Here is a 24,294-nt window from a genome sequence, read left to right as displayed (position 1 = left end):
GAAGGCCTGAAGCATAGAAGCCGGAGACCAATTGAACCTGAAGCTGTATTCGGTGATATCAAATATAATCACGGTTTCAAAAGATTCAGACTGCGATCTAAAGCGAAGGTAATAATTGAATTTGGGCTTGTGGCTCTGGCTCATAATATAAGAAAATGGGCCAATATAAGAAATGAAATGAATGCGGTAATAAGTTAAAAAAGAACAAGAAATACCTTAAGCTTCCCACCTTATCTCTCTAAAAGTTCTAAAAATCTCCAATCAAAATAAATATCTCAACAAAATCGTATTTGAAAATTTCAATTCCCTAGAAATAACAAAATTCTATGTTTGAAAAAAGAAAGAGGCTGACATACTTTTTAGCCAGCCTCTAGCATTAAAGAGAACTGTTCTACTTATTAATAAGCTCTGGCCCATAATCTCCTATGCTTACCAGACCTCTAGGAATAATTCTGAGTTTTGGAATAACCGGTAGTGACAGGAATGACAGGGTAATAAAAGGATCAATATCCTTATATACGCCCATCTCGTAGGCTTTATTCATAAGGCATTCTACCTTCTCTCTAACCTTATCGCATTTTTCATTTGAAATCAGTCCCATGATAGGCAGCGGTAGAGAATCAAAGACCTTCCCCTTTTCCACGATAACAATACCGCCCTGAAGTCTGCTGATCTCATTTACTGCGATTGCCATGTCATTATCGTTGTCTCCAATAACAATAATGTTATGGGAATCATGAGAGACAGAAATTGCTATGGCGCCGTTCTGAATACCGTAGCCATTGGCAATTGCAACTCCAACCAGACCTTTGTTTTTATGACGTTCAACAGAGGCTATTTTCTTGAAATCTCCATATGATTGGAAATTGTCCGTAGGATTGAATCTGATTAGAACATCCTCGGTGGTAATCTGTCTTGGTACAATGCTTATAACGTGTACAGGCTCTTCGTCTATAGGCAGCCTGAATCGATCTGGAGTAATAGGGGAAATATTAACGGTATGTTTAAGTCCCTCTGGACACTCTGGTCCATTTTCAAAGTCCTCTTTACCTTTAATCTCTTTTCCTTTTACGAAAACTCTTTCAACATTGAACTTGTTAAGATCGTCCACGATTATAAAGTCAGCCTGGTAACCAGGAGCAATGGCTCCTAAATGCTTCAGACCATAGCGGTGTGCGGTGTTGATTGTTGCGATTTTTATTGCATCAAGAGGCTTCATTCCAAGTGAAATAGCAATTCTGACATTGTTGTCGATATGTCCAATCTTAACAATATCCTCAATATGACGATCATCTGTACAGAAACTGAAATTGCAATTATCAATCTCTGTATTCATGATTCCCTTGATCAGGCCTTCTACATTATGAGCGGCACTTCCTTCTCGAATCAGAACCTGAATGCCAAGGCGCGCTTTTTCAAGCGCTCCTTCAAAGTCGATAGATTCATGATCTGTATCAATACCGGCTGCAGCAAATTTCATCAGATTTATGCCGCTCAGGGAAGGAATATGTCCATCAATTATATGGTGTTGATCGAAGATTTCGAGCTTTTTAAACATCTTCTCTTCACCGTTGATGACCGCTTCAGTATCCATAACTTCAGCAAGACCAAGTACTCTTGGGTGATTAGCGAATGGCTTCATGTCCTCTGCAGTTATTTCGCTGCCATTGTCATCAAGAGGAGTTGCTGGTACACAGGAGGGCATGGTTATAAAGACATTGGCAGGAGCATTCTCGGTCTGATCAAGAATATACTGGACACCTTTTATGCCACAGACATTTGCCGCTTCATGAGGATCTGAAATAAAGGTTGTAGTACCGTGCATAACAGCAACAGCAAGAAGATCTCGTGGCTGTACCATGGTTGATTCAAAATGCATATGGGCATCAATAAGACCAGGGACAACATACTTGTCTTCAACATCAATCTCTTCAAGTCCTCGGCCTGTTTCTGACCAGAATACAAAATGACCTGCACAGACAGCAAGATTGGAATGGATGATTTCACCAGTAAACACATTGACAATATTGCAGTTTCGAAGCAGTAGGTCGGCAGTTTTTTTACCGTCTATGACTTCTTTTACTTTCAGATAACTTTCTCGATCCATTCCCGACTCCTGGGGGTCCTTATGTGATTTCTACTCACAGATTTTCAGATACTCTTTCAGCGGTATAAAATCCACTGCAGTAACTGAACAGGCTTTACCTGTATAGTCTGCGATTTTTGTTTCGGAGAGAGTAACTGCCTCTGGAACGTAGGACACTCTGTTTTTTATTTCATTGTTAATTTCTCTGATGTATGTCAGATACTCCAAAGGAAATTCTGTATTCTGTGTGGTTACTGTTCCTTTCTCTGTGATCAGCTTTACTGCCTTTTTCTCAGGATTGGCAGGATTGCTCTCATTTACATAGCCAATCTCTTTGGCTTTACCTTTATCGACAGAGGTTGAAAAGCTGATCCTCTCTAGATCTGGTTTTACGATTGTTGTCAGGTTGAAACAGTGCTCCTGATTGTTTTCAAGGGCACAGTAGGCTTTGGTGAACTCCTCAATCTCTGCTCCCTGTCCATATCTATAGATGTAAGTGACATCTCTCGTCTCAAGAAAATCAGTAAACATCAGATCTGATTCTTTCGATTCAATCGTCCTGAAATATCCAAACATTGTTTTCTCATCCAGATCGATCTCCGCGTGCCCGGAGTAAATTTTTTTATTCTTCTTGTCATTGATCCAGTAAACATTCATGATTTTCTGGTTTTCGCCGTATTCAATCAGCTGCTCAACATCTCCTGAGTCTGATTTTATAAAGAGTCGTCCTAGACCGTCAGCCTTTCCTCTCACGCACTCTCCATCCCAGAAGAATTCACTTTGTTGTGCTAGCGTATCTCCTTCAAAGGTAAAATAGGTAATTTCGCATTTCTCTTTTTTATTTGAAGGCTGAAACTTCATGATCTGATAAGCTGTTTTCTTATCCTGAATGCTCTGAATATTATCTGCTTCCAGAGCCATCAGTGTTTCGTTTGATGGAACTACCTCAAGATCAGTGGTATCTATCGTGTTTACACAGCCACTCAGAATTAAACAGGTAAAAATGATCTTAGGGAAGTTCTTTTTCTTCATTGCTCTCACCTCTAGCTTTACTCAAACGAGCTTATCTGTGATGAAAATTTACTTATATATTTTTAAGATTAGATTTTGATTTTGCGATTTCAAGGTAAACATAGTAAAAACAATATGTTAGTATCACACTTTTGGGATAAATATTGAAATTGTGAGTGTGAAGAGAAAAGCTTTAAAACAATGCTCAACAGGGGAGGGGGAGGATAGAAAAAAAACAACGGGGATATAAAATCCCCGTTAGAGCCGATATCTACATGTTATTTAAGCGGATTAATCTGATTTTCTACCTGTAACACTCCTTTGTTGACAAGTTTTGAATCGGTGGTAACTAATTTCTTAAGATTACTTACCGGCTGAACGCTTACATTGTTGATCTTGAGGGCTCCGATCTGAGCGCGTCCTCTGCGATCAACTCTGATGGTGGTTGGCTGTCCTGAAGCGGTATTCTCTACACTAACCTCTCCTGTTACCTTAAGAACTCCTCCCTGTACCAGAAGCTGTTCGTGTCTTACATCCTCTGCATTTGGTGCCTGACCAAGTTTTACAGCCTTGCCCATGTCAGGTCCAGGAGGAACGGTTCCCACGAACTTGGCTATAGTGCCGTCATCATAGCCTTTGACAAAAAGGTTGCCGTTGACTGTGGTTCCGTATCCCTTGAAGGTATTGGTCTGGAAGAATGCATTTCTGCCCTTGGCGCTTACGGTTACATCCCCCATTACAGAGGTGGTTTTCTCCGGTCCAGTCCAGCGTGCATGACCTGTTGATACAATAGCAGCTGCACCACCGCCAGGAGCTGTTACACTGACTTTTCCTGTTACTGTAGAGTCAATTACACCCTGAACTGTGTAAATCGCAGAAAGAGGTCCGTCACGATCATTGTCTGCTGCGTTTTCGACAATAACTTCTCCAAGCTTAACCTTAGGTCCAACCTTGGTAACCTTGCCTCCTAGAATACCCGCTGCTGTGTTGAAGTTGGCAAGAGCAACTGTTGAGTCAGCTGTTACTCCTGGATTGGTGCTCTTTACAACCATGCTGCCCACATCAATGGTTCCATTGGCTCCTACATAATAGAATCCGGCGTTGGCATTATTTCTGTAGCCTGGGCTGCCATCTACTGAACCGTCTGGATTATATATACCCTCGATACCATGTCCTATGATCTCGATTGCTCCTAGTCTGATTTCTGGTTCATCTGCGCGATCAAAACCGTCAGATAAGGCACCGCGGTCGAACTCGTTGATGGCAAAGATAGCATTACCGTGGGTCTTGTTGAGACCTTCAATCAGCAGCTTTCCTTTACCTGTCAGAGTTGTTCCCTTGCCCTTGAGATTTCTAACTGTTCTGATCTTGGCAACTCCGGCTCCGGCTGCACTTGAGACTTTTAGAACGCCATCTACGAGGATATCTCCTGCATATGGACTCTTCTTGCCGTTCTCTGCGATTGAACGTCCGTCAGCCAGCCACAGAACCGCATTATCCGCCTGTCCTAATGTCTTGATCTCAGGTCCCTTGGTATTCTTTGCATCAGCCTTGTCAGAACCTAGGATGAAGGTACCTCCTTCCTGAACTTCAAGTGCATGGGTAAATTTTGGATTAAAGATGCAGGCTGCAGTCTTTGCATTCTTATCTGCTGAAGACTTTGATACTGCGGTATTTGAAGTTCCGTTACCGCCTACAATAAGTGTGGTGTGATCATAATCCTTTTTGTTGAGTCCGCTGTGAACCTGGAGTTTAGCTCCTTTTTCAACTAAAACAAATTTTCCTGCAGGGATATAGAAAGTATTTTTCTCCTTCTTCAGTTCTCCTGGAAGACAGACTGAAACATTGGCTCCTGAGGCGATAATCACGCCATCATATGGAAGTCCAGTATCAGCTGCTCTCCATTCTTTTACATCACCTGAGAGAAAGCCTGTAGCTGTAACTTCGCTCCATTCACCGGTAAAACCTGTTAAAGCATCCATCTGGGACTGATTATGTATTACTCTGATTCGTCCGTTGTCATCCGCCTGCTGAGTGCTTGTACAGGCGCTCAGGGAGAGTGCTACAACGACAGCGCAGGCTGAGAGTTTAAACTGATTGAGGTTCATACGAACTCCTTATGTTTGCTTAAAAATAATTTTTAGTAAATTATATTTACAAAAGTTGAGTGTGATAACTTTTGTTGCATATTTAATGGTAGGGTAGCATTCTCAGTAATCAAGAAAAGAAATCTGAAACCTTGACGGTGTGTACAATTTACTTTACAAAATAGCCATGGGGAGCAGGTCAATTTCTGTTTTCATTCATGTGGTGCTGCTATGTAAAATATATATTTTGTGTGTTATATTCGGCACCGAAAAAATGATGAGTTTAGGTTTTGAGGTTTTGGAAAATGCTCTGTAAGTACTGTGGAAATCCTGTCAGCGCCGGCGACAGAGTCTGTCATATGTGCGGCAGATCTTTGGTTGATCCTGTTGAAATCAGAACCGCAAAAGAACCTCAGAACAAGATTATGAAAAGACTGCCTTTTGCAGTGTTTACCTTTCTTCTGTGTGTGTCCATCATATTCTGTATGGTGATAGATCAGCGTGCTTTACTCTATCCGCAAAAATATGCTGATCCTATCTCTCAGTGCTTTCTTCAGATAACTTCAATTCTGCCTGCAGTCATGACTTTTCTTTACTGTATCCTCTGTGTACGCAGAAGACTAAGAGATATAGGAAAGAGTCCTTACTATTCTCTTTTGGTAATGTTACCTGTGTTTGGTGTCTTTTATATAATCTATCTTTGCTTTAAGAAGTCTGTTCCGCTTCAGGTCTGTCACTAGTTTTTTGAAGAACTGGGAATTAACTTAAAAGGTCTAAATCCTAATCTTGTCAGAATCTTTTGTACCAGTTCTGAATTGAATATCTGTACAAATTCTCTAAAAAACTTGTAATTTTTTCTCACACAGAAATTTTTTTTGTATCTTCGCGACATAAATCCTGAATAATGGGTGTATATTAAGTCGCCGATGATATATTTGCGTTAAAAATGATTTTGGGTTTGCATTGTGCTTGAAGAAAACTACAGACTTTTGTTCGTTCTTACTGATCTGATTCTGCCTCTTGTTGCTGGATATTATCTGCACAAAAGTCACATCATTACAGATAAGATTAACTTTTATTTGATTAAATTTAATATTCTGGGAGTCTGTACTTTTTCTGCCTTATTCAGTTTCTGGGCACTGCCTCTGAATATTGAGTCTCTGATTCTGCTGCCTTTCGGTTCTCTTTTTGTTATAGTTCCTGGTATTGTAGGCTACCTGACGTTTGCCAAGCGTTATAAGAATATGCTCTCTCAGGGCTCATATATCATGAGTGTTATGCTCTCCAACGTCGGTACCTTGGGCGGAGTTTGTTCATTCATTCTTTATAGTGATGTAGGTTTTGCCTACAGTCAGATTATTGCCTCCTGCCAGAATTTTCTTCTGGTTGTTCTGTGCTTTCCTCTTGCTCAGTATTACTACAATAAGCACATCTCCGCATTTTCATCAGAGTTTCAGTCCACCAGTATTCTCAAGAAGTTTGTAAGCTGGAATCAGATAAGTGTAGTCGGTATTGCTGCGGGACTGTACCTCAATGCAACAGGTGTACAGCGAAATGAGACTCTGACAGATATTTTCCATTTTCTTGTTCATTTTGGAGCCTGGATTGCACTGATCCCTGTAGGGTATCTTATAAACTTTTCAAAGATTCGCTATTATTATTTCAGGGTATTAGATATTCTTGTTGTCAGATTCCTGATAGTCCCACTGGCAATCTACATGACAGCACTCCTTTTCTTTACAGACAAGGTGTTATTAAACTCTCTGTTAATCTGTGCAATGGCTCCAACTGCTATTAACGCAGTACTGGCCTGCAAGCTGTATAAGCTTAATGTTAATCTTCCAGTGGCTTCGTTTGTTTCTACAACGGCTCTGTTTCTTCTAGTGATCTTCCCTGTTATGTTCTTTATCATCAGATACTAGGATTAAGGTTCTGTTATGGCTCTTCAGCTTTTATGTGTTTTTATCGGGGGCGGCATTGGTTCAGCTTTGCGTTTTCTTATTACAGCCTTATCAAGAAAAATTTTTGTTCATTCTGTCTACGGCACTCTAAGCTGTAATCTTATCGGTTGTTTTCTGATAGGTCTGACTGCAGTCCTCTTTACCCAGAAATTAGGCATTTTTGCTTATATCCCCAAGCCTCTGGTGGTCACCGGTTTTTTAGGAGGTCTTACGACTTTCAGTACCTTTAATCTTGAGGCGTTCACCATGCTAAGTGAAGGTCGTTTCCTTCAGGGAATACTTTATCTGGCGGTATCTGTGCTTCTGGGGCTTCTCTGCACATATGCCGGCTTCAGAGTTTTACTCTGATTGTCTGCAGGCATTTCTGTTTTTTTAGGAAAAAGCTCATAAGAAAGAAAGTTTCCACTTTGTAAGTAGATTAATATGCGCTTAAAAAGCTTCAGAATGATGCTATTTTCTTATAATTAAAGATTTTTTTTTTACACGTCTCAAATAATCAGCATATAACCTCGTCAATTTGTTAATTCTTGTTTTAGACTTCAATTAAGATGGTATGTTTTGAAGGTGAGACTTGTGAAATTAACAAAGTCCTTAAGAATAAAATTAACATTTGCTGCATTGTGCGGCAGTGTCCTGTTTATCATAGGTTTCGCTATCTCGTCTCCTGTAAAGAGTTATTTTTTACTTAATGAGATTAATTCTCTCGAACGAAATACCCTTAACAATATTACCACTCGCGCTGAAAACTACGCCTTAAGAGAGGAAGAAAGGCGTCTTACCAGCCAGAACGAAGCTGTATCAGATCTTCTTAGTACTGAGTTTCGTCTCATTTCTGAAGATGTGGCCATGCTTAGAGATACCTTTGTTTCCTTTTTAGAGAATCCTGACAGGACCAAGCTAAGAGAACTGCCTAATGCTCTTTATGAGGATGTTAAATCAAAAACTCCTTATGTTCACTATAGTCAGAGGCTTCTGAAAAACGGGCTAACACCGGAACTTGTTAAGGAGATAAAATCGGTCTCCAATATCGCTGACTATATTCCGTTCTTTGATGATTACTACAAGTGCTTGTTTTTCGGAGCTGAAGCCGGTTATTCCGTTGCAATGTATGTGATGGAACATGATTATGATCTTGTGCCTGTAAGCAAAGAGCCAAACCGTCTTACCTACGATCCTGTAACCAGAATATGGTACCAGGAGGGTAAATCCTTTGACGGAACCGGTTTTACTGATGTATACAAAGCCAAATCTGGAGATATGGCTGTATCCTGTATTTCTCCATACTATGCCAACGGTACTTTTCAGGGAGTGATGGGAGTTGACTGTAATCCACAATGGATTTATGAACTGGTTAAATCCATTGCCGTGGAGGAAGGAGACCTTTATTTTATTTTAAGTAGCAAAGGAGAGATCCTCTTTGTAAATTTTGACTCTGATGCCATTAAGGTAACACTTGGGGATGATATCCGAAATTCAGAGGAAAAGTCCTTAGCAAATATTGCTGAAAAAATGGTTGGACAGGATAGGGGCTTTGATACTGTAACTATAGGTGGAAAGGATTACTTTATTGCTTATTCTCCTATCACTAACGTGAACTGGAGCTTTGCTTCATTAGTCCCTGTTGAAAAGGTTTATGCACCAGCCAATGAAATTAAAGAGCACCTTCTTAAGATTAAGGAGGATTACTACAGCAACCTTAAGTCTTCAATTGTTCTGATTGTTCTTTCAACCTCTGTTCTGGTGCTGCTGCTTCTGTTCTTCATCTTCAGACGCATCATCCGCCTTTCTGACAGTGTGGTCAATCCTATTATTCAGCTGACCCGTGATGTCAACGAGTTTGCCTCAGGAAATCTTGATAAGCGAGTTAAACTTGAATCTCATGATGAAATACAGAATATAGCTGAGAGTTTTAATTCTCTGGCTCAGAATCTTCAGGATAACATCAGAGCTCTATCTGAGGTTTCAGAGCAGAAGAAACGTCTTGATGCCGAGGTGAATGTTGTTAATGAGATTCTGATGAATTATCTGCCGGACAATTTCTCTATTGCAGAGAAAAAAGGATTTGATCTTTTTGCTAAAGAATATCCATCCAAGAGCTCTGGCGGTGATTTCTATGATTTCTACCTTCTTGATGATGATCATCTGGTTGTAAGTATCGGTGATGTTTCCGGAAGAGGTGTTCCTTCTGCGCTGTTTATGATGACCTCAAAGGCCGTTATCAAGAGCTTCTGCAATATGAATTCAGAGCGGGATCTGGAGAATATCTTATACAAGGTCAACAATCGTCTGCATGAGCATAACTCAGAACAGATGTATGTTGCTTTATTCATCGGCATAATTGAACTTTCTTCCGGCAGAATGTCCTATGTCAATGCTGGTCACTATGCTCCATATGTATACAGAGCGGAAAGCAGCAGTGGAAGTTTCCTGATTGACGGCAGTATCGATTCAATTATGGCATTGAATCCAAATGTATCTTTCCATACCTTTGAGACGATTATAAATCCTGGCGATTTGCTTTATATGTATACAGACGGTATTACCTCGGAAATATCAAGAAATGGTGAGAAATTTGGTGAGGACAGGCTTGCTGCATCTGTTCTGAAAGCTAGAGAAGACAATCTGAGCTCTAAGGAGATTGTTGAATCCTCTTACCATGCAGCAGTTAATTTTATTGGTCGTGATGAGTTTTCTGACGATATTGCACTCCTATGTCTGCAGCGAAAGAAATAGTATGAGAGTTTTAATACATGGAAGAGCTTAGAAAAAAAATGGGTCATAGCATAAAAAGGAAGATCCTGCTTCTCTCCTTAGGAGGCGCTTTTGTCAGCTTTCTGTGCATATTCTGTGTGTTCCTGTTTACTGTTTTTTCAACAGAGGAGAAACTCTCGGCATGGTATCCTCAGCTAAAGGAGAATCTGAGTGAAGAGATTACAGAACATACAGGACAGTCTTTAAAGAGAATCTATGTAAATCATGTTATTGCAGATGGCGTGACTCTGGATCTTAATGTAAAAAAATGTATGGACGATGTTGAGCTTATAGCTAATACCATGTCCAACTACATGAAACATCCAGAGAAGTATCAGAGAAATTATGATTCCACATTAGCTAAGAAAGCTCCTGGAAAAAGGGATGTTGTTACAAGGTTCAGTTTCGGCGTAAATCCTCAGGACAAGGTCGTCAGAGAAGAGCTGGCTTTAACAAATAATATCAAGGGGCTTTTGACCTCAATATCAACCCAGTACACCGATCTTCCAATAGTGTTTTATATAATCTCAAAAAACGGATACTGCCTGAGTATTAACTCTGATGACTTAAGCTATAGCGGAAATCTTTTCTCATTTCTGGTACAGGATTCCACAAAACGCTATTTTGATTTCAGAGGCCTGCCAGCTTATGTGCTTCAGAATCATTCAAATGGTAAAGGTAAGATAAGTAACGTCTTTGTCAACAACAACGAGCCTGTTGTCAGCTACTCTTTTCCTTATTACGATAAAGAGGGGCTTGCTGGTGTTGTGGCCTTTGATGTTAGCATTCACGATCTGGCAGAGTTTTCTCTGCATTCTAATGGCGATCATGAGTGGAAGATGTTCTTTATGGATAACACCGGAAAGATTCAGATGTCTGACTTCACAGAAGGCGTCTTCTCGGTTAAGGCTGATCTCACCTTAAGACAGATTGCCTCGGCTAACATCAAGGATATGGTCAATCGTGTTCTGGCAGGAGAGACCGGTATCTCTCATATAAGTATTGATGATAACTCGTACTATGTTGCCTTTACTCCTGCCCCTTCCTTAAAAGGTCATCTGGTTGCTGTTTATTTTGAGGATGAGATTAAACTGTCATTGTCTTCGGCAAAAAACAACATCTTTAAGATCATCGACGAGAAAAATGATAATGTCTTTTCTCTTATACGAGAGTTCAGACTCTTTATGTGTTTTCTTTTGGCTGGTCTGCTACTGCTCTCACTGTTCCTCGCCTATAAGGTGGTTAAAGCTTATACCAAACCGATTAATCTGATTTCATCTGAGATTGAAAGTCTGTCTACAGGTAAGCTTGACAAGAAGATTTATGTCAGAAGTGGCGGAGATGAGATTGAAACTTTAGCCGAGAATATCAACAACATGGTTGTTGAGATTAAAAAGAAGATGAAATCAATCTCAGAAGTCTCCTCAGAGAAGGACAGAATCGAAGCTACCATGAACGTGGCTAAGACTATCCAGTCAAATATGTTGCCAAAGAAATTTGATGTTTCACCATCTCACAGCAATTTTGATCTTTTTGCCATGAATCTTCCTGCAAAGAGTGTGAGCGGAGATTTCTATGATCTGTTCATGATCGATGACGACCGTCTGATTGTCACTATTGCAGATGTCTCAGGAAAGGGCATTCCTGCTGCACTGTTTATGGTAACCTCCATGACCATCCTGAGAAATCTGTCCCACATGATGCTCAAAGACAACAACGATCTTGCCAGTGTGGTTACTCAGACCAATATTCAGCTTTGTGACAACAATAAGGAAGGCATGTTTGTAACTTTATTTACTGCCATTATCAATCTTAATACCCGTGAGTTTTCATTTGTAAGTGGCGGTCATAACCCACCACTGCTGCTTTCCAGAAAAAACGGTGCCTATGAATATCTGAACTCTCCTAAGATTTTCCCAATGCTGGGAGTTTCAGATCTCATCGAATACGAGCAGAACAATATGGTCCTAGACGACGGTGACTGCCTGCTGCTTTATACCGACGGTGTAACCGAGGCCATTGATATTCATGAAAAACTGTTCGGAGAGGCAAGACTTCTTAAGATCATGAATGAGGTGATGCTCAAGGCATATCCTGAGAAGATTGTTAAGGGGGTTTACAGCAGTATTCTTGATTTTGCCGGTGAAGCAGAACAGTTTGATGATATCACTATGCTCTGCTTCCGATTCAAGTAACGTTTAGCCTTTCTTTTTGACAAGAAAGCTGTGGGGATGTTCCTCATCAGGCATTCTTAAAAGCTCGTGCTTCATGAAGTTACAGAATGCTGGAACATCTCGCTCTGATACAGGATCGTCAGAGAGCAGCTCAACAATCTGTCCTGCATCTGCCTTTCTGACTGCATTTCTCAGCAGCGTCAGCGGCTCAGGACATTTCATCCCTCTGCAGTCTAGAGTTATAGTCTCCATACTTGTAACCTCACAACTCGTTTGCTTTAAAGCCTTATAGCCTGAGATCAGCTTGCCTTCTGATAGGTACTGTCGTTGGCATCGATGGTTCTGCTGTCTTTAACCTTCCTGTCAGATGCCTCTGAGGTAAGCCACTTTGATAGCAGAATTCTGTAAAGATTGCAGCCGATGAAATTACCAAATACGGTTACCGCCCATTTTACGAAAACATCTGATGCCTGTGAGATATTCTCAAAGGATAGCCAGGTTGCATAGTAGAAGGCATCAGCAATAGAGTGATAGAAACCGCACATGATGAAAACAGGAACACCGAACAGCAGTGGCAGGAATTTGTTTTCTCTTGCAAACTGAACCGCTGTGGTCATGATAAAGCCGCAGCCTATGCCAAGAATAATGCAACCGAGCACATCAGTAGATAATCTCTTTTCAACTATGCCTGCACTTAATGAGGAAACATCCATGCAGTATCTGAAGGAGGCAGCAGCTGCCGCACAGCCTAAAATATTGCCTAAAAGAATAGGGAAGAGGGCTATGAATTCTTTTTTATTGGTGAAAAAGCCGGCAGTTCCGGTATAAAGCTTTAACTTGTAGTGAACCACGGTCAGAAGACCAAAACCGAAGAGCACAGCTCCGATGATATCCGGGTTCTTGAGATAGGCAAGGCCAGCAATACCGATGCAAAGACCTGCAGTAAAAGATGAACTAATGATGTGTAATAGTGATTTCATAATAATTCTGATTATATTTTTCTTAAAGAACGACCAACGGGGCATTATATACCAATTGACGGGAAATGATTAAAAAAAAGCTGTGCTGTTTTTGGTATTAACTTCAGAGATGGTCAATATTCACTTTGAATACAGTCACAAAACAGGGGATTTTTTGAATTGAAGATAACGTTAGATTATAAACTTAAAAATAGCTGTTATTGAGATGAATGGAGTTTAATTTTTTATGAAGAATCTGAATAAAACCCTGATGGTTCTGGCCTGTTCTGTTTCCCTGCTGTGCGGATGCTCCTCCCAAGCAACTAAGAAAGGAGATGACGCAACCACTGAACTGTATCAGCGTAATGTGCTTGCCTTATCCTGGATGCAGAATGCAGCTGAATACAGAGCTCTATGCTATCAGGCCTATAACGGTGCCTATGAGCATGTAAAGGCCTCTCTAAAACAGAAGACCGACAAACCTCGTGCCATTATTCTTGATCTTGATGAGACTGTAATTGACAACATTCCTGCAGAAGCAACCATAAATGAAGTCGCCAGAAACGGTAAGGACTTTAATGACTACTGGCTTGCCTGGGAAAGCATGGCCAGTGCCAATGCAATGCCTGGTGCAGCCGAGTTCCTCAAGAAGGTTGACAAGCTTGGGGTTCAGATTTTCTATGTAAGTAACCGCAGCTGTATGAATGTTGATTTTACCAACAAGAATCTTAAGAGCTTAAAGTTCCCTATGAAGAACAAAATCAGGTGCAAGGATAATACCTCAAACAAGAAAGCCCGTTTTGACAAGATCCTTGAGAAGTACAATGTGGTAGCTTTCCTCGGTGACAATGTCACCGATTTCCCAATCAGTATCTATGGTGTAAACGGAGAGGATCGCAATAAGATTGTGGATAAGAACTCCAGTCAGTTCGGTGTTAAGTACTTTGTACTTCCAAATCCTGTTTATGGAGAGTGGTTCAGTCAGATAGATCCTAACCTTCTGAAGCAGTCCCATTCTAAGATGGTGGAACTGGTGGATAAATCAGTAAAGAACGAACCAGCCTTAAAAAAGGCTATTTCCAAATAGTCCTCCTTCCTGAAAACTCAGCCTTTTTTGCGGTATTTTCTTAATATTTGCAAAAAAGGTTGTTTATATCCCATAAATAAGAGAAAATACACGCTGTTTAAAAATGGCGTGTAGGATCTTTTACAGAATTCCTTAAAACAATATCCATAATCATCTATAACATAAGAATCATCAGCAGACTCAGCAGTTGTCCTGTAATGAGCTGCCAGACCACTTCATTAAGACAGCAGGTCTTTGTGGTCTCCTATTAAAAGATCCTTTATTTTCTTTGTGAAATTGTATTTAACATAAATTTAAAAGCTCTGTTGTAGATGAGTATTGATATACAAGTCTGTAACTAAAGCTTAGTCTTAGCAAATTTTACTGTATACAGTAAATCGAGCTACGTTATGAAAGAATAGATAACAATCTAAATAGTTACGTCAGAATGTTCTACCTAGTTCTGACCTCTAAGGTCTATGATTAAACAGTTTTCACTGAAAACAGTGTTGTAGACAATAAACCTTTCAATAACATTGACGAAGGTAGCATTTTACAGTTTTGCAGGATCTGGCTTACAGCAACAAACTGCAACTTTTTAAAGGAATTTAATTATGGTTTATGTTCTAAATTGCAAAGGAGTACCAATCATGCCGACTACTCGGCACGGTATGGTAAGACGTTTGCTCAAAGAACGTAAAGCAAAGGTGGTTAAAAAATGTCCATTTACAATTCAGCTTGATTATGAAGGTGCAAACATTACCCAACTTATCACTCTTGGTGTAGACACAGGATATGCAAATGCTGGTATTTCTGCATGTACTGAGAAAAAGGTTCTCTTTGAAGCTAAAGCTAAAATCAGAACTGATATGGTAAAGCTCTTGTCTACAAGAAGAGAAACAAGACGTACTCGTAGATCAAGAAAAACAAGATATCGCAAAGCTCGTTTTTTTAACCGAAGTATTGAAAAAGGTTGGCTACCTCCATCTATCAGAGCTAAAGTAGAATCTCATTTAAGATTAGTTGCAAAAGTTCACGAAATTTTGCCTATAGACAAAATTGTCGTAGAGATTGCAAGTTTTGACATTCAGAAAATCAAAAATCCAGATATCAAAGGTGCTGAGTATCAGCAAGGTGATCAATTAGGATTCAAGAATGTAAAAGCTTATGTCTTAGCTAGAGATGGATGCACTTGCAGATATTGCAAAGGTAAGTCTAAAGACAAAGTTTTGCGAGTTCACCATCTTGAATCAAGATTAATAGGTGGTGATGCTCCGAATAATTTGGTTACTTTGTGTGATTCGTGTCACACGAAATTTCACAAAGGTTTAATCTCTTTAGATGACATTAAAAGAGGAAAATCTTTCAAAGCTGAAACCTTTATGGGATTGATGCGAAATTTCTTTTTCAAAGAACTTTGCAATAAATATCCATGTGTTAAGTGTACTTATGGTTACATAACCAAGCATTTGAGAGAGAAATATCATCTAAAGAAAGATCATCATGTCGATGCTCGGTGTATTTGCGGTACACCGCAAGCTTTACCAAGTGATGTCTATCTGATGAAAAAGGTAAGATGTCACAATCGACAGATCCATAAGTTTATCACTTTAAAAGGTGGTCGAAGAAAGCTGAACCAAGCACCGTATACGGTAAAAGGTTTCAGACTTTTCGACAAGGTTAAGATTGATGGAAAGGTAGGGTTTATCTATGGTAGAAGGACAAGAGGAGCGTTTGATATACGCACCGTGTACGGTGAACGTATCAATGGTTCAATAAGTTATAAGAAACTTCAATTGATTGAAACTAGAAAAAGTTGGTTAATTGAAAAATGTTAAATCAATACAATTCTACAACAGAGCGAATTTAAAATGGCTGATAAAAATCTATTAAATGAAATTAGCAAGCGTAGAACCTTTGCTATTATTTCTCACCCAGATGCCGGTAAGACCACAATTACCGAAAAAGTTCTGCTGTTCGGTTCAGTAATTCAGAGAGCAGGTGAAGTCAAGGCTCGCGGTTCAACCGGTACCTTTGCCCGTTCCGACTGGATGGATATGGAAAAAGAGCGTGGTATCTCTGTTTCCACCTCTGTTATGCAGTTTCCTTACAACGGCTGTACTGTAAATCTTCTGGATACCCCAGGTCACGAAGACTTCTCTGAGGATACCTACCGTGTGCTTACTGCTGTTGACTCATGCCTGATGGTGATTGATGCAGCAAAGGGTGTTGAGGAAAGAACCCGTAAGCTGATGGAAGTTACAAGATTACGTACCACTCCTATTCTGACCTTCATGAACAAGCTGGATAGAGAGACACGTGATCCGCTCGATCTTCTGGACGAGGTTGAGACAGAGCTTGATATTCTGTGTGCTCCTATCACCTGGCCAATCGGATCTGGTAAAACCTTCCGTGGTATCTATCATCTACTGAATGACGAAGTTATGCTGTACCACTCCGGTGAGGGCTATCACATTCAGAAGGCTCAGACCGTAAAAGGTCTTGATAATCCAGAGCTGGATTCAATTATCGGTGAAGATGAGGCTCAGAAGCTTCGTGATGATATCGAGCTGGTTAAGGGCGCCTCAAATGAGTTTGACCTTGAGCTATTCCTTCAGGGTAAGCTGACACCTGTATTCTTCGGTACCGCTTTAGGTAACTTTGGTGTTGACTGTATGCTTGACGGCCTTACCAACTGGGCTCCATCTCCTCTTTCAAGAGTAGCTGATGAGCGCGAGGTGGTTGCTTCCGAGGATAAGCTGACTGGTTTTATCTTTAAGATTCAGGCCAACATGGATCCTAAGCACCATGACCGTATCGCCTTCATGCGTATCGTTTCTGGCTCATATCACAAGGGTATGAAACTTTACAATGTCCGCTTGGGGCGTGAGATGATTGTCTCTGATGCGGTTACCTTTATGGCTGGTGAGCGTGAGCAGGCACAGGTTGCTGTAGCCGGTGATATTATCGGACTTCACAATCACGGAACCATGAGAATCGGTGATACCTTCACTGAAGGTGAGTCTTTGCATTTCAACGGAATTCCAAACTTTGCGCCAGAACTTTTCAGACGTATTCATCTGAAGGACCCTCTAAAGCAGAAACAGCTTCAGAAAGGCCTGATGCAGCTTTCAGAGGAAGGTGCAGTTCAGGTTTTCAGACCTATAATTAATAACGATCTGATTGTAGGCGCGGTTGGTGTTCTGCAGTTTGACGTGGTGGTTTCCCGTCTGAAGCATGAATACAACGTTGATGCTAAATACGAGGCTGTCGCTGTAACTACAGCAAGATGGCTGAGCGCTGACGATCCTAAGGCCCTAAAGGAAATTTCAGACAAGGTTCCTCAGTCTATTGCCTTAGACGGTGGTGACAATCTGACCTTCCTTGCTACTTCAGGAGTTAATCTGAACCTTAACATGGAAAGATATCCAAAGGTTAAGTTCAGCTCAACAAGAGAGCACTAAATGCTTTACGACGCACATCTTCATGCCGGTATGTTCCCTGATATCGGGGCAACGGTCGGGTGTGCGTTGAATTCCTCCATTACCCCTGTTCCTGTGGGGATCTATTTACAAGAAAGCCAGAATACCTTAAAGGTTCTTGAAAAATCATTTCCTTCTATTCCTGTTTTTGTGGGAATTCATCCCTGGTACATGTCTGAGCATCCCTTTGATGAGGAACTTTTTAATTCTCTTTTAACTTCACCTCAGGTTAAGGGAATAGGGGAATGCGGTCTTGATAATAAGATTGATGTTCCTCTTGATAAGCAGATAGAGCTTTTAGAGCAGCATCTTGAGGCTGCTGTAAAACACGATTTGCCGGTGAACCTGCATATAAGAGGCTATCATGGGGAGCTTATCAGGGTATTGAAAAAATACAAAGGCACACTCAGAGGTGTTGTTCATAACTTTACCTTCTCCTATGAGGTTGCAAAAAATTACCTTGATTTAGGGATGTATCTTTCTGTGGGATCTCATATAATCAAAGCTTCACAGAAGATGATTAATGTTTTAAATGCGGTAGGAGTGGAACATCTTGTCCTGGAAACAGACGCTGATTTCCTTCATACCGGAGAATATGCTCCAGATCTGCTCAAAAAATCTTATAAATCATTAGGTTCGATTTTAAATCTATCTGCTGATAATATAGAGCACCTAGTTGAAGTTAATATAAAAAATCTGTTGAGAATTTAGTTTTATGAGTTATGTTTTTATCGTTAAAAAGGCTGAACACTTTAATATAGATGCTGCATGGGAGCACTTTGAAAAGCAGACCTTCCTGAAGCTTTATAAAATCAGATCCAAGAAATTAACTTCTCATGTAGGCGCCCTTTTCTCCTGTGATACCCCCGAGGCAGAGATTAGAGCAAAGATAAAAAGGCTTATTGAAAAGGAAGCCCTTGATTTTGATGTCTGGTGCAGCGAGTCTTTTCCTACCTTAAAGCGTCGCGGTGAAATCTGTCTGGATATGGATATGACATCTGTACAGATTGAGGGGATCGACGAGATTGCAAGACAGCTTGGAGTTTTCGGAAAGGTTTCTAAAATCACTGAACAGGCAATGCGCGGCGGTTTGGATTTTACTGAATCTCTAAAACAGCGTGTGGCTCTGCTTGAAGGTGGTTCTGCTCAGGTGATTGAGGATGTTAAGGCTATCATGAATGAGACTGACGGTCTTGATATTCTGATGAATACTGTCTCTGAACACAACTGGGTAAAGGGCATCTGCTCGGGCGGTTTTGAACAGCTTATCTGTGTACTTGAGGACAAGTACAAGCTGGATATGGTCTGTGCCAACTCGCTTGAGATTAAGGACGGAAAACTTACCGGAAGGGTAGATAAGCGAATTGTGGATGCAGAGGTTAAGCTTGAAGGTGTTCTGAAGCTGAAAAAACGTGAAAACATCGACGCATCTCAGATAATTGTTTTAGGTGACGGTGCAAATGATCTTAAAATGATTGATGGCGCAGCACTGGGAATTGCCTATCATGCCAAACCTCTGGTTCAGAAACTGGCTCCAGCCTGCATAAATCATTCTGATCTGACAGCTGTGGCGCTGTTACTTTTACTGAATTCTTAATTTTTATGGCAAAACCAAAGAGTATCTTTATCTGTTCTGCCTGCGGTGCTAAATACTCCCGCTGGCAGGGTATCTGTTCTGAATGCGGCGAAGCTGCAACCATCTCTGAGACTCTTGTTGATAATGCTCCAAACCCTGGTGCCAAGGTCGCAGCCAGGGCCCTGAATGGTTTTGCCGGGGCCTCCGGTTCTGGTATCTGCAATTTATCAAGTGTTGATTTAACCTCCCGACCAAGAATTTCCACAGGCTTTAGTGAATTTGACCGAGTTTTAGGCGGCGGTATTGTAAGTGGTTCTGTCACTCTTATCGGTGGTAATCCAGGTGCCGGTAAATCAACTCTGCTTCTGCAGACCGTTGGCCGCTTATGTCTTTCCCATAAGATTCTGTATGTAACCGGAGAGGAGTCTCTGCAGCAGGTGGCAATCAGAGCAGCCAGACTTAAAATCGGTACAGACAGGATAAGAATCGCAGCTGAGACCTCAATTGATTCCATCTGTGAGATGGCTAGTTCAGAACAGCCTCAGGTTCTGATTGTAGACTCTATTCAGGTGATGCATGTAAATGGAATTGAATCAGCACCAGGCTCAGTATCCCAGGTACGTGAGGGCGCTGCTGCTTTAACTCAGTTTGCCAAGAGAACCGGCATTGCGGTCTTTATGGTAGGTCATGTCACCAAGGATGGAACTCTGGCAGGTCCTAAGATTTTAGAGCACTGTGTTGACTGCTCCATTATCCTTGAGGCTGGTACTGATATGCGTTACAGAACCCTTCGCTGTCAGAAGAACCGCTTTGGAGCGGTAAATGAAATCGGTGTTTTTGCCATGACTGATGAAGGTCTTAAGGAAGTTAAGAATCCTTCTGCTATCTTTTTAAGCCGTCAGGAGACTGTAGCTCCCGGCTCTCTTGCCATGGTAACCTGGGAGGGCACCCGTCCTTTACTGGTTGAACTTCAGGGATTGGTTGACCTCTCCTTATATTCAAATCCAAGAAGACTATCTTTGGGTACTGACCAGAACCGTCTGTCCATGCTCCTTTCGGTGCTTCATCGTCATGCTGAGTTTTCCTTAGGTGATCAGGATGTCTTTGTTAACATTGTGGGCGGTGTCAAGGTTGAGGATACTTCTGCTGATGTTCCTTTAGCTATGGCACTTATTTCCTCCTTTAAGGACAGACCGATAGATAAGGGCACTATCGCCTTTGGTGAAATTGGTCTTACTGGAGAAATCCGTCCTGTACCATATGGACAGGAGCGAATTGCAGAGGCTGTTAAGCAGGGCTTTGTTAGAATAGTGGTGCCTTATGACAACGCACCAAGACGCAGACTTAACAATGTTGAAGTGATTCCTGTACGAAGGGTAACCGACCTCTTTAATCTGATTTAAAAAACTCCTGATACAAATATTTTTAAAGAAAGTCTTTAAACAGATATCAAAAAAAATCTCCGTTGTTTAGGATGACGGAGATTTTTTTTACACTTTTTTAACCTGAGACTATGGTGTGAACCAGTCTTAGAGCGATGATCAGTCGATCCTCGTTTTTAAATCTTACCTCTAAAGCCTTGCCGATTGATGATAGATCTTTCTGTACGGTGGCCATCTTCGCCTCGTTCAGATCCTCGGCGTATTTATCTGTAAATTTCATCAGATACTCTGTGGTATCTTCTATTCTTGGAAGGGTTCTGTGTGCTATTGAAAGTGAACGTCCTGATGCGTTTTCGATGAGTTCAAGAATTTTTGGGAAGAGGTCGAAGTGACCGTGAGACATGTAATCAACCAGCTGATCACAGAATTTTGTTACATCCTCGTAGGAAGGGTAACAGACATCATTCTTATTAGAACTTCGTGATACAGATACGTTGAGAATTCTCATGTACTGAATCACTAGCTCCTTGCGAGCCTTGATCATGTCATTGATCCAGCTGTACTTATCATCAACTTTCTGTAGGGTAGTATTGAAGTTCTTACCAAATTGTTTCGAGGACATACGAACCTCCTTTGTTATTGTTGTTGATGTAAAATTAACATAAAAATCAGATATTAAAACGTGTCTGAGTTCAAAGAATAGAAACTAATGAAACATCAAAAGTCAAAATTGTAGATTTAATCTAAATTTTTGCACTTTATATAAATCGCTTTCTAAAGCCGTTTTGGTGAATAAAATTTCATTTGAAATATTTTATTGATTATTTTTGAAATTAATTTTCTAAAAAGCTTGCTATCTGTTATCAGAAAAGGATAATTTTTGTGTGTAAAAATTAGATGATTAAAGCCTTTGGAAAAACACTGCTGATTAACTTTCTTACGTGTAATTAAATATACAAAAAATCATGAAAAGAAACGGTTTTTTCCTTATAATTAGAGGCTGTTAATTAGAGGATAATAAATTGGCAAAATATACACTGGATTCACTTCCTGTAGAATTAGATAAATATAAAGTAATCACCTTAGATCTTGATGACACACTTCTTCGTTCTGACAAAAGCATCAGCGAGACCAACAAGAAGGTCCTGAAGAAAGCTCAGGAGCAGGGCTTCTCCATTGCTATTGCAACCGGTAGACACCCTAAAAGCGCTGTTAGGGTCATGAATGAGCTGGGCTGTCTTAATGAGAATTCCTACGCGGTATGTTTTAACGGTTCCTGTGTGGTAAGACTGTCTGAGTATATTGCACATAACAGTATCGTCGGTTATCCAACCGTGTTTAGAACCACTGCATCAGGCAAGCTTGCCAAGGTTATAACCGCTTTTGCTCACTCTTTTAAAGGAGCAAGAGTGCATGGCTATTCAGTAACCCGCGGTCTGGTGATTGAGGATCACAACCCTTATACCCAGATTGAAATAGATACCTCAGACGTTGGCTTTGTGGAAGATGATTTCATGAAGATTGACAACTATGAGGAATTCTTCAAGGTTATGATTGTCGGAGAAGAGAAAGTAATTGATCTGGTAAAATCAAAGCTTCCTGAAAGTCTGACCAGCGTCTTTAACGTGGTCCGTTCAAATCCTAATTTCCTTGAATTCATTCCTAACAAATCATCAAAGGGTACAGGACTTAAGAGTCTGTGTATCAGACTTGGATATCCGGTTAAGAGCTCCATCGCATTTGGAGATGCTGAGAATGATCTGCACATGATTCAGACTGCAGGTCTGGGGGTAGCTATGGAAAATGCTTTTGACGTTGTAAAGGAAGCCGCAGACGTGGTTACCAAAACCAATGATGAAGACGGTGTCGCAGCAGTTATTAAGAAATTTTTAAAGTAAACTATGTTTAAACTTTCCATTTTCAAAAACGAAGACAATTCTGACAAACTAAGAGAAAAATATCATGGCGCAGACAGCCTGCCTTTAAAGGTTTCTATCAAGGCCGGCTGGAGAATGATTAAACTGTTCTGGGGCTCAAAGGACAGTATTTTTGCCTGGTTTCTGCTTCTGTGTATTGTGGCTCTGACCGGCGGTGCCATCTACCTTGCCAAGGTAATCAACACCTGGTACAAGGAATTCTGGGATACGATTCAGAATTATGATCTGGAAGGTTTTAAATATCAGCTGATGGTCTTTGTGGTGCTTGCCACCATTCATGTTGTAGTCTCAGTCTACAACTCCTATCTTAGATCAAAGCTTGCCATCCACTGGCGTAAATGGTTTACCAACAAAGTTATTCATGACTATATTGATGCTGACACCTACTACAAGATGCAGCTTGAAGACAGAAAGACTGAAAACCCAGACCAGCGTATTTCAGAAGACCTCAACGGTTTTGTCGGCAGCAGTATTTCCCTGATTTTAGGTACAGCCTCAGACCTTGCTATGCTTGGAACCTTTGGTGTAGTTCTTTGGGATTTATCTCATGCTGTTACCATGACTTTATGGAATGGCTATGAACTGCATCTTCCAGATGGTTATATGCTGTATCTGGCATGTGCATACGCTTTTATCGGTACTCTTCTGACCTTCTGGATCGGAAAGCCTCTGGTAAAGCTTAATTTCCGTCAGCAGCGCTATGAGGCTGACTTCCGTTTCTCCCTGATTCGTGTTCGTGAAAATGCAGAGTCTATTGCTCTTTATAAGGGAACTGATTCTGAGGAGAAAATTCTGAATGTAAGCTTCCTGGATGTTGTTAAAAACTATATCAAGCTGATTAAAAGAGAGAAGAAGCTTGGCTTCTTTACTTTAGGTTATGCTCAGACAGCGGTTATCTTCCCGATTCTGATCTCTGCGCCTATGTACTTTGCTAAGGTAATTACCATGGGCAGTATTATGCAGATCAACTCTGCCTTCGGTCGTGTTCAGGATTCTCTGTCTACCGTAATCAGTTCTTTCTCCTCATGGGCAAGCTATAAAGCTGTTACCGACCGTCTTGCCTTATTCTTTGACAGTATGGATTCAAGTCTGGGAATTCTGTGTCTTGAGTCTAAGAAAGGGGAGAGTTCTGACTTTGAGGTCTCAAAGCTGAACGTGAATTCTCCATCAGGAGCTAAGCTGTGGAAGAACATTGACTTTAAGCTCGCAAAAGGTGACTCTTTACTTATTAGAGGTCCATCCGGATGCGGTAAGTCTACACTTATTAAGACCTTTGCCAGCATCTGGCCTTATGCACAGGGTGATGTGGTTATTCCTAAGGATGCCAATACTCTCTTCCTGTCTCAGCGTCCATATCTGCCTTTGGGAACCCTGAGAGAGGCTATTTCCTATCCAGGACAGATTTCAAATGACGGTTCAATTGAACGTTATCTAAATGAGCTTAACCTTTCTCATTTAATTGAGAATCTTGATGTGAAGGATAACTGGTCATCAATTCTATCCTTAGGTGAACAGCAGCGTATCGCTATCATCAGAGCTCTGCTGATTAAGCCTCAGATGCTGTTTTTAGATGAGGCCAGTTCTGCAATGGATGAGAATATTGAGCAGAAGTCCTATAAACTCTTAAAGGATAATTTGCCAGATACCATTATGATTAGTGTCGGACATCGTTCAACACTTCTTTCTGTTCACAGATATGCTCTTTTATCTGAGGATGATGCCTCCTGGAAGTTCACAGAAGCTTCTGCTGTCTAATCAAAAAATCCGCGTTATTTTGATGTAACGCGGAGTCTTTGCTTTCTTTTTTGTTTCTAAACGAATT

General features: G+C 40.8%; 20 protein-coding genes. 14 read left to right on the top strand and 6 right to left on the bottom strand.

The annotated features are described in order from the left end of the window. A partial coding sequence (locus BM308_RS07900; RefSeq protein WP_177214431.1) for a transposase occupies positions 1-198 on the top strand: 198 nt, incomplete at its 5' end. A gap of 193 nt (positions 199-391) precedes the next feature. Here the strand turns inward: BM308_RS07900 and ade are convergent. The 3 genes from ade to BM308_RS07885 form a co-directional block, all read right to left on the bottom strand. Beyond that, positions 392-2,107 (bottom strand): adenine deaminase, encoded by a 1,716-nt coding sequence (ade, locus tag BM308_RS07895; protein WP_074944321.1) that lies wholly within the window; start codon positions 2,105-2,107, stop codon positions 392-394. A gap of 30 nt (positions 2,108-2,137) precedes the next feature. After that, positions 2,138-3,118 carry a hypothetical protein gene (locus BM308_RS07890; RefSeq protein ID WP_074944319.1) on the bottom strand — a complete coding sequence of 327 codons (981 nt, stop codon included), beginning with the start codon at positions 3,116-3,118 and terminating at the stop codon, positions 2,138-2,140. A 257-nt stretch (positions 3,119-3,375) separates the two neighbouring features. Then, positions 3,376-5,205, bottom strand: coding sequence for a hypothetical protein (locus BM308_RS07885; RefSeq protein WP_074944316.1), 1,830 nt, complete (start codon positions 5,203-5,205; stop codon positions 3,376-3,378). 284 nt (positions 5,206-5,489) lie between these two features. Between BM308_RS07885 and BM308_RS07880 the strand changes: the two genes are divergently transcribed. The 5 genes from BM308_RS07880 to BM308_RS07860 all read left to right on the top strand — a co-directional run bounded on the left by BM308_RS07880 (position 5,490) and on the right by BM308_RS07860 (position 12,091). Further along, on the top strand, positions 5,490-5,924 hold the full coding sequence (locus BM308_RS07880) for a DUF805 domain-containing protein (RefSeq protein WP_074944315.1): 435 nt from the start codon (positions 5,490-5,492) through the stop codon (positions 5,922-5,924). 225 nt (positions 5,925-6,149) lie between these two features. Continuing rightward, positions 6,150-7,106 carry an AEC family transporter gene (locus tag BM308_RS07875; RefSeq protein WP_074944313.1) on the top strand — a complete coding sequence of 319 codons (957 nt, stop codon included), beginning with the start codon at positions 6,150-6,152 and terminating at the stop codon, positions 7,104-7,106. Between the two features lie 15 nt (positions 7,107-7,121). Then, a complete protein-coding gene (crcB, locus tag BM308_RS07870) occupies positions 7,122-7,493 on the top strand; it encodes a fluoride efflux transporter CrcB (RefSeq protein WP_074944311.1) in 372 nt (123 codons plus the stop codon). Positions 7,494-7,718: 225 nt separating this feature from the next. Beyond that, positions 7,719-9,878, top strand: coding sequence for a SpoIIE family protein phosphatase (locus tag BM308_RS07865; RefSeq protein WP_074944309.1), 2,160 nt, complete (start codon positions 7,719-7,721; stop codon positions 9,876-9,878). 38 nt (positions 9,879-9,916) lie between these two features. Further along, entirely contained in the window at positions 9,917-12,091 is a 2,175-nt protein-coding gene (locus tag BM308_RS07860) for a SpoIIE family protein phosphatase (RefSeq protein WP_177214430.1), read from the top strand. A 3-nt stretch (positions 12,092-12,094) separates the two neighbouring features. On the opposite strand, the gene tusA is transcribed toward BM308_RS07860, so the two are convergent. After that, the gene (gene tusA, locus BM308_RS07855; protein WP_074944305.1) at positions 12,095-12,322 is read right to left on the bottom strand and encodes a sulfurtransferase TusA; all 228 of its coding nucleotides are present in this window, start codon (positions 12,320-12,322) and stop codon (positions 12,095-12,097) included. A 47-nt stretch (positions 12,323-12,369) separates the two neighbouring features. Next, on the bottom strand, positions 12,370-13,050 hold the full coding sequence (locus tag BM308_RS07850) for a formate/nitrite transporter family protein (protein WP_074944304.1): 681 nt from the start codon (positions 13,048-13,050) through the stop codon (positions 12,370-12,372). A 226-nt stretch (positions 13,051-13,276) separates the two neighbouring features. On the opposite strand from BM308_RS07850, the gene BM308_RS07845 reads away from it, so the two are divergent. From BM308_RS07845 to radA, 6 genes are all read left to right on the top strand, one after another. Continuing rightward, positions 13,277-14,116, top strand: a complete 840-nt coding sequence (locus tag BM308_RS07845) for a 5'-nucleotidase, lipoprotein e(P4) family (protein ID WP_074944302.1) — start codon at positions 13,277-13,279, stop codon at positions 14,114-14,116. Positions 14,117-14,709: 593 nt separating this feature from the next. Continuing rightward, the gene (gene iscB / locus BM308_RS07840) at positions 14,710-15,933 is read left to right on the top strand and encodes an RNA-guided endonuclease IscB (RefSeq protein ID WP_074944300.1); all 1,224 of its coding nucleotides are present in this window, start codon (positions 14,710-14,712) and stop codon (positions 15,931-15,933) included. Between the two features lie 33 nt (positions 15,934-15,966). Continuing rightward, the gene (gene prfC, locus BM308_RS07835; RefSeq protein ID WP_074944298.1) at positions 15,967-17,559 is read left to right on the top strand and encodes a peptide chain release factor 3; all 1,593 of its coding nucleotides are present in this window, start codon (positions 15,967-15,969) and stop codon (positions 17,557-17,559) included. After that, the gene (locus tag BM308_RS07830) at positions 17,560-18,288 is read left to right on the top strand and encodes a TatD family hydrolase (RefSeq protein WP_074944296.1); all 729 of its coding nucleotides are present in this window, start codon (positions 17,560-17,562) and stop codon (positions 18,286-18,288) included. 4 nt (positions 18,289-18,292) lie between these two features. Then, positions 18,293-19,174 (top strand): phosphoserine phosphatase SerB, encoded by an 882-nt coding sequence (gene serB, locus BM308_RS07825; RefSeq protein ID WP_083425500.1) that lies wholly within the window; start codon positions 18,293-18,295, stop codon positions 19,172-19,174. 5 nt (positions 19,175-19,179) lie between these two features. Beyond that, on the top strand, positions 19,180-20,556 hold the full coding sequence (radA, locus tag BM308_RS07820; RefSeq protein WP_074944294.1) for a DNA repair protein RadA: 1,377 nt from the start codon (positions 19,180-19,182) through the stop codon (positions 20,554-20,556). Positions 20,557-20,653: 97 nt separating this feature from the next. Here radA and BM308_RS07815 read toward each other — a convergent pair whose 3' ends face one another. Further along, positions 20,654-21,157, bottom strand: a complete 504-nt coding sequence (locus BM308_RS07815) for an Rsd/AlgQ family anti-sigma factor (RefSeq protein WP_074944291.1) — start codon at positions 21,155-21,157, stop codon at positions 20,654-20,656. A gap of 400 nt (positions 21,158-21,557) precedes the next feature. On the opposite strand from BM308_RS07815, the gene BM308_RS07810 reads away from it, so the two are divergent. Together BM308_RS07810 and BM308_RS07805 are read left to right on the top strand one after the other, a co-directional pair. Further along, positions 21,558-22,433: a Cof-type HAD-IIB family hydrolase gene (locus tag BM308_RS07810; protein ID WP_083425499.1), complete on the top strand. Its 876-nt coding sequence runs from the start codon at positions 21,558-21,560 to the stop codon at positions 22,431-22,433. Positions 22,434-22,436: 3 nt separating this feature from the next. Next, positions 22,437-24,227, top strand: a complete 1,791-nt coding sequence (locus tag BM308_RS07805; RefSeq protein WP_083425498.1) for an ABC transporter ATP-binding protein/permease — start codon at positions 22,437-22,439, stop codon at positions 24,225-24,227. The last annotated feature ends 67 nt before the right edge of the window (positions 24,228-24,294 follow it).

It is taken from the genome of Succinivibrio dextrinosolvens, from assembly GCF_900116345.1.
Classification (GTDB): domain Bacteria; phylum Pseudomonadota; class Gammaproteobacteria; order Enterobacterales; family Succinivibrionaceae; genus Succinivibrio; species Succinivibrio dextrinosolvens_B.
This window is presented reverse-complemented; position numbering and strand designations above follow the sequence as displayed.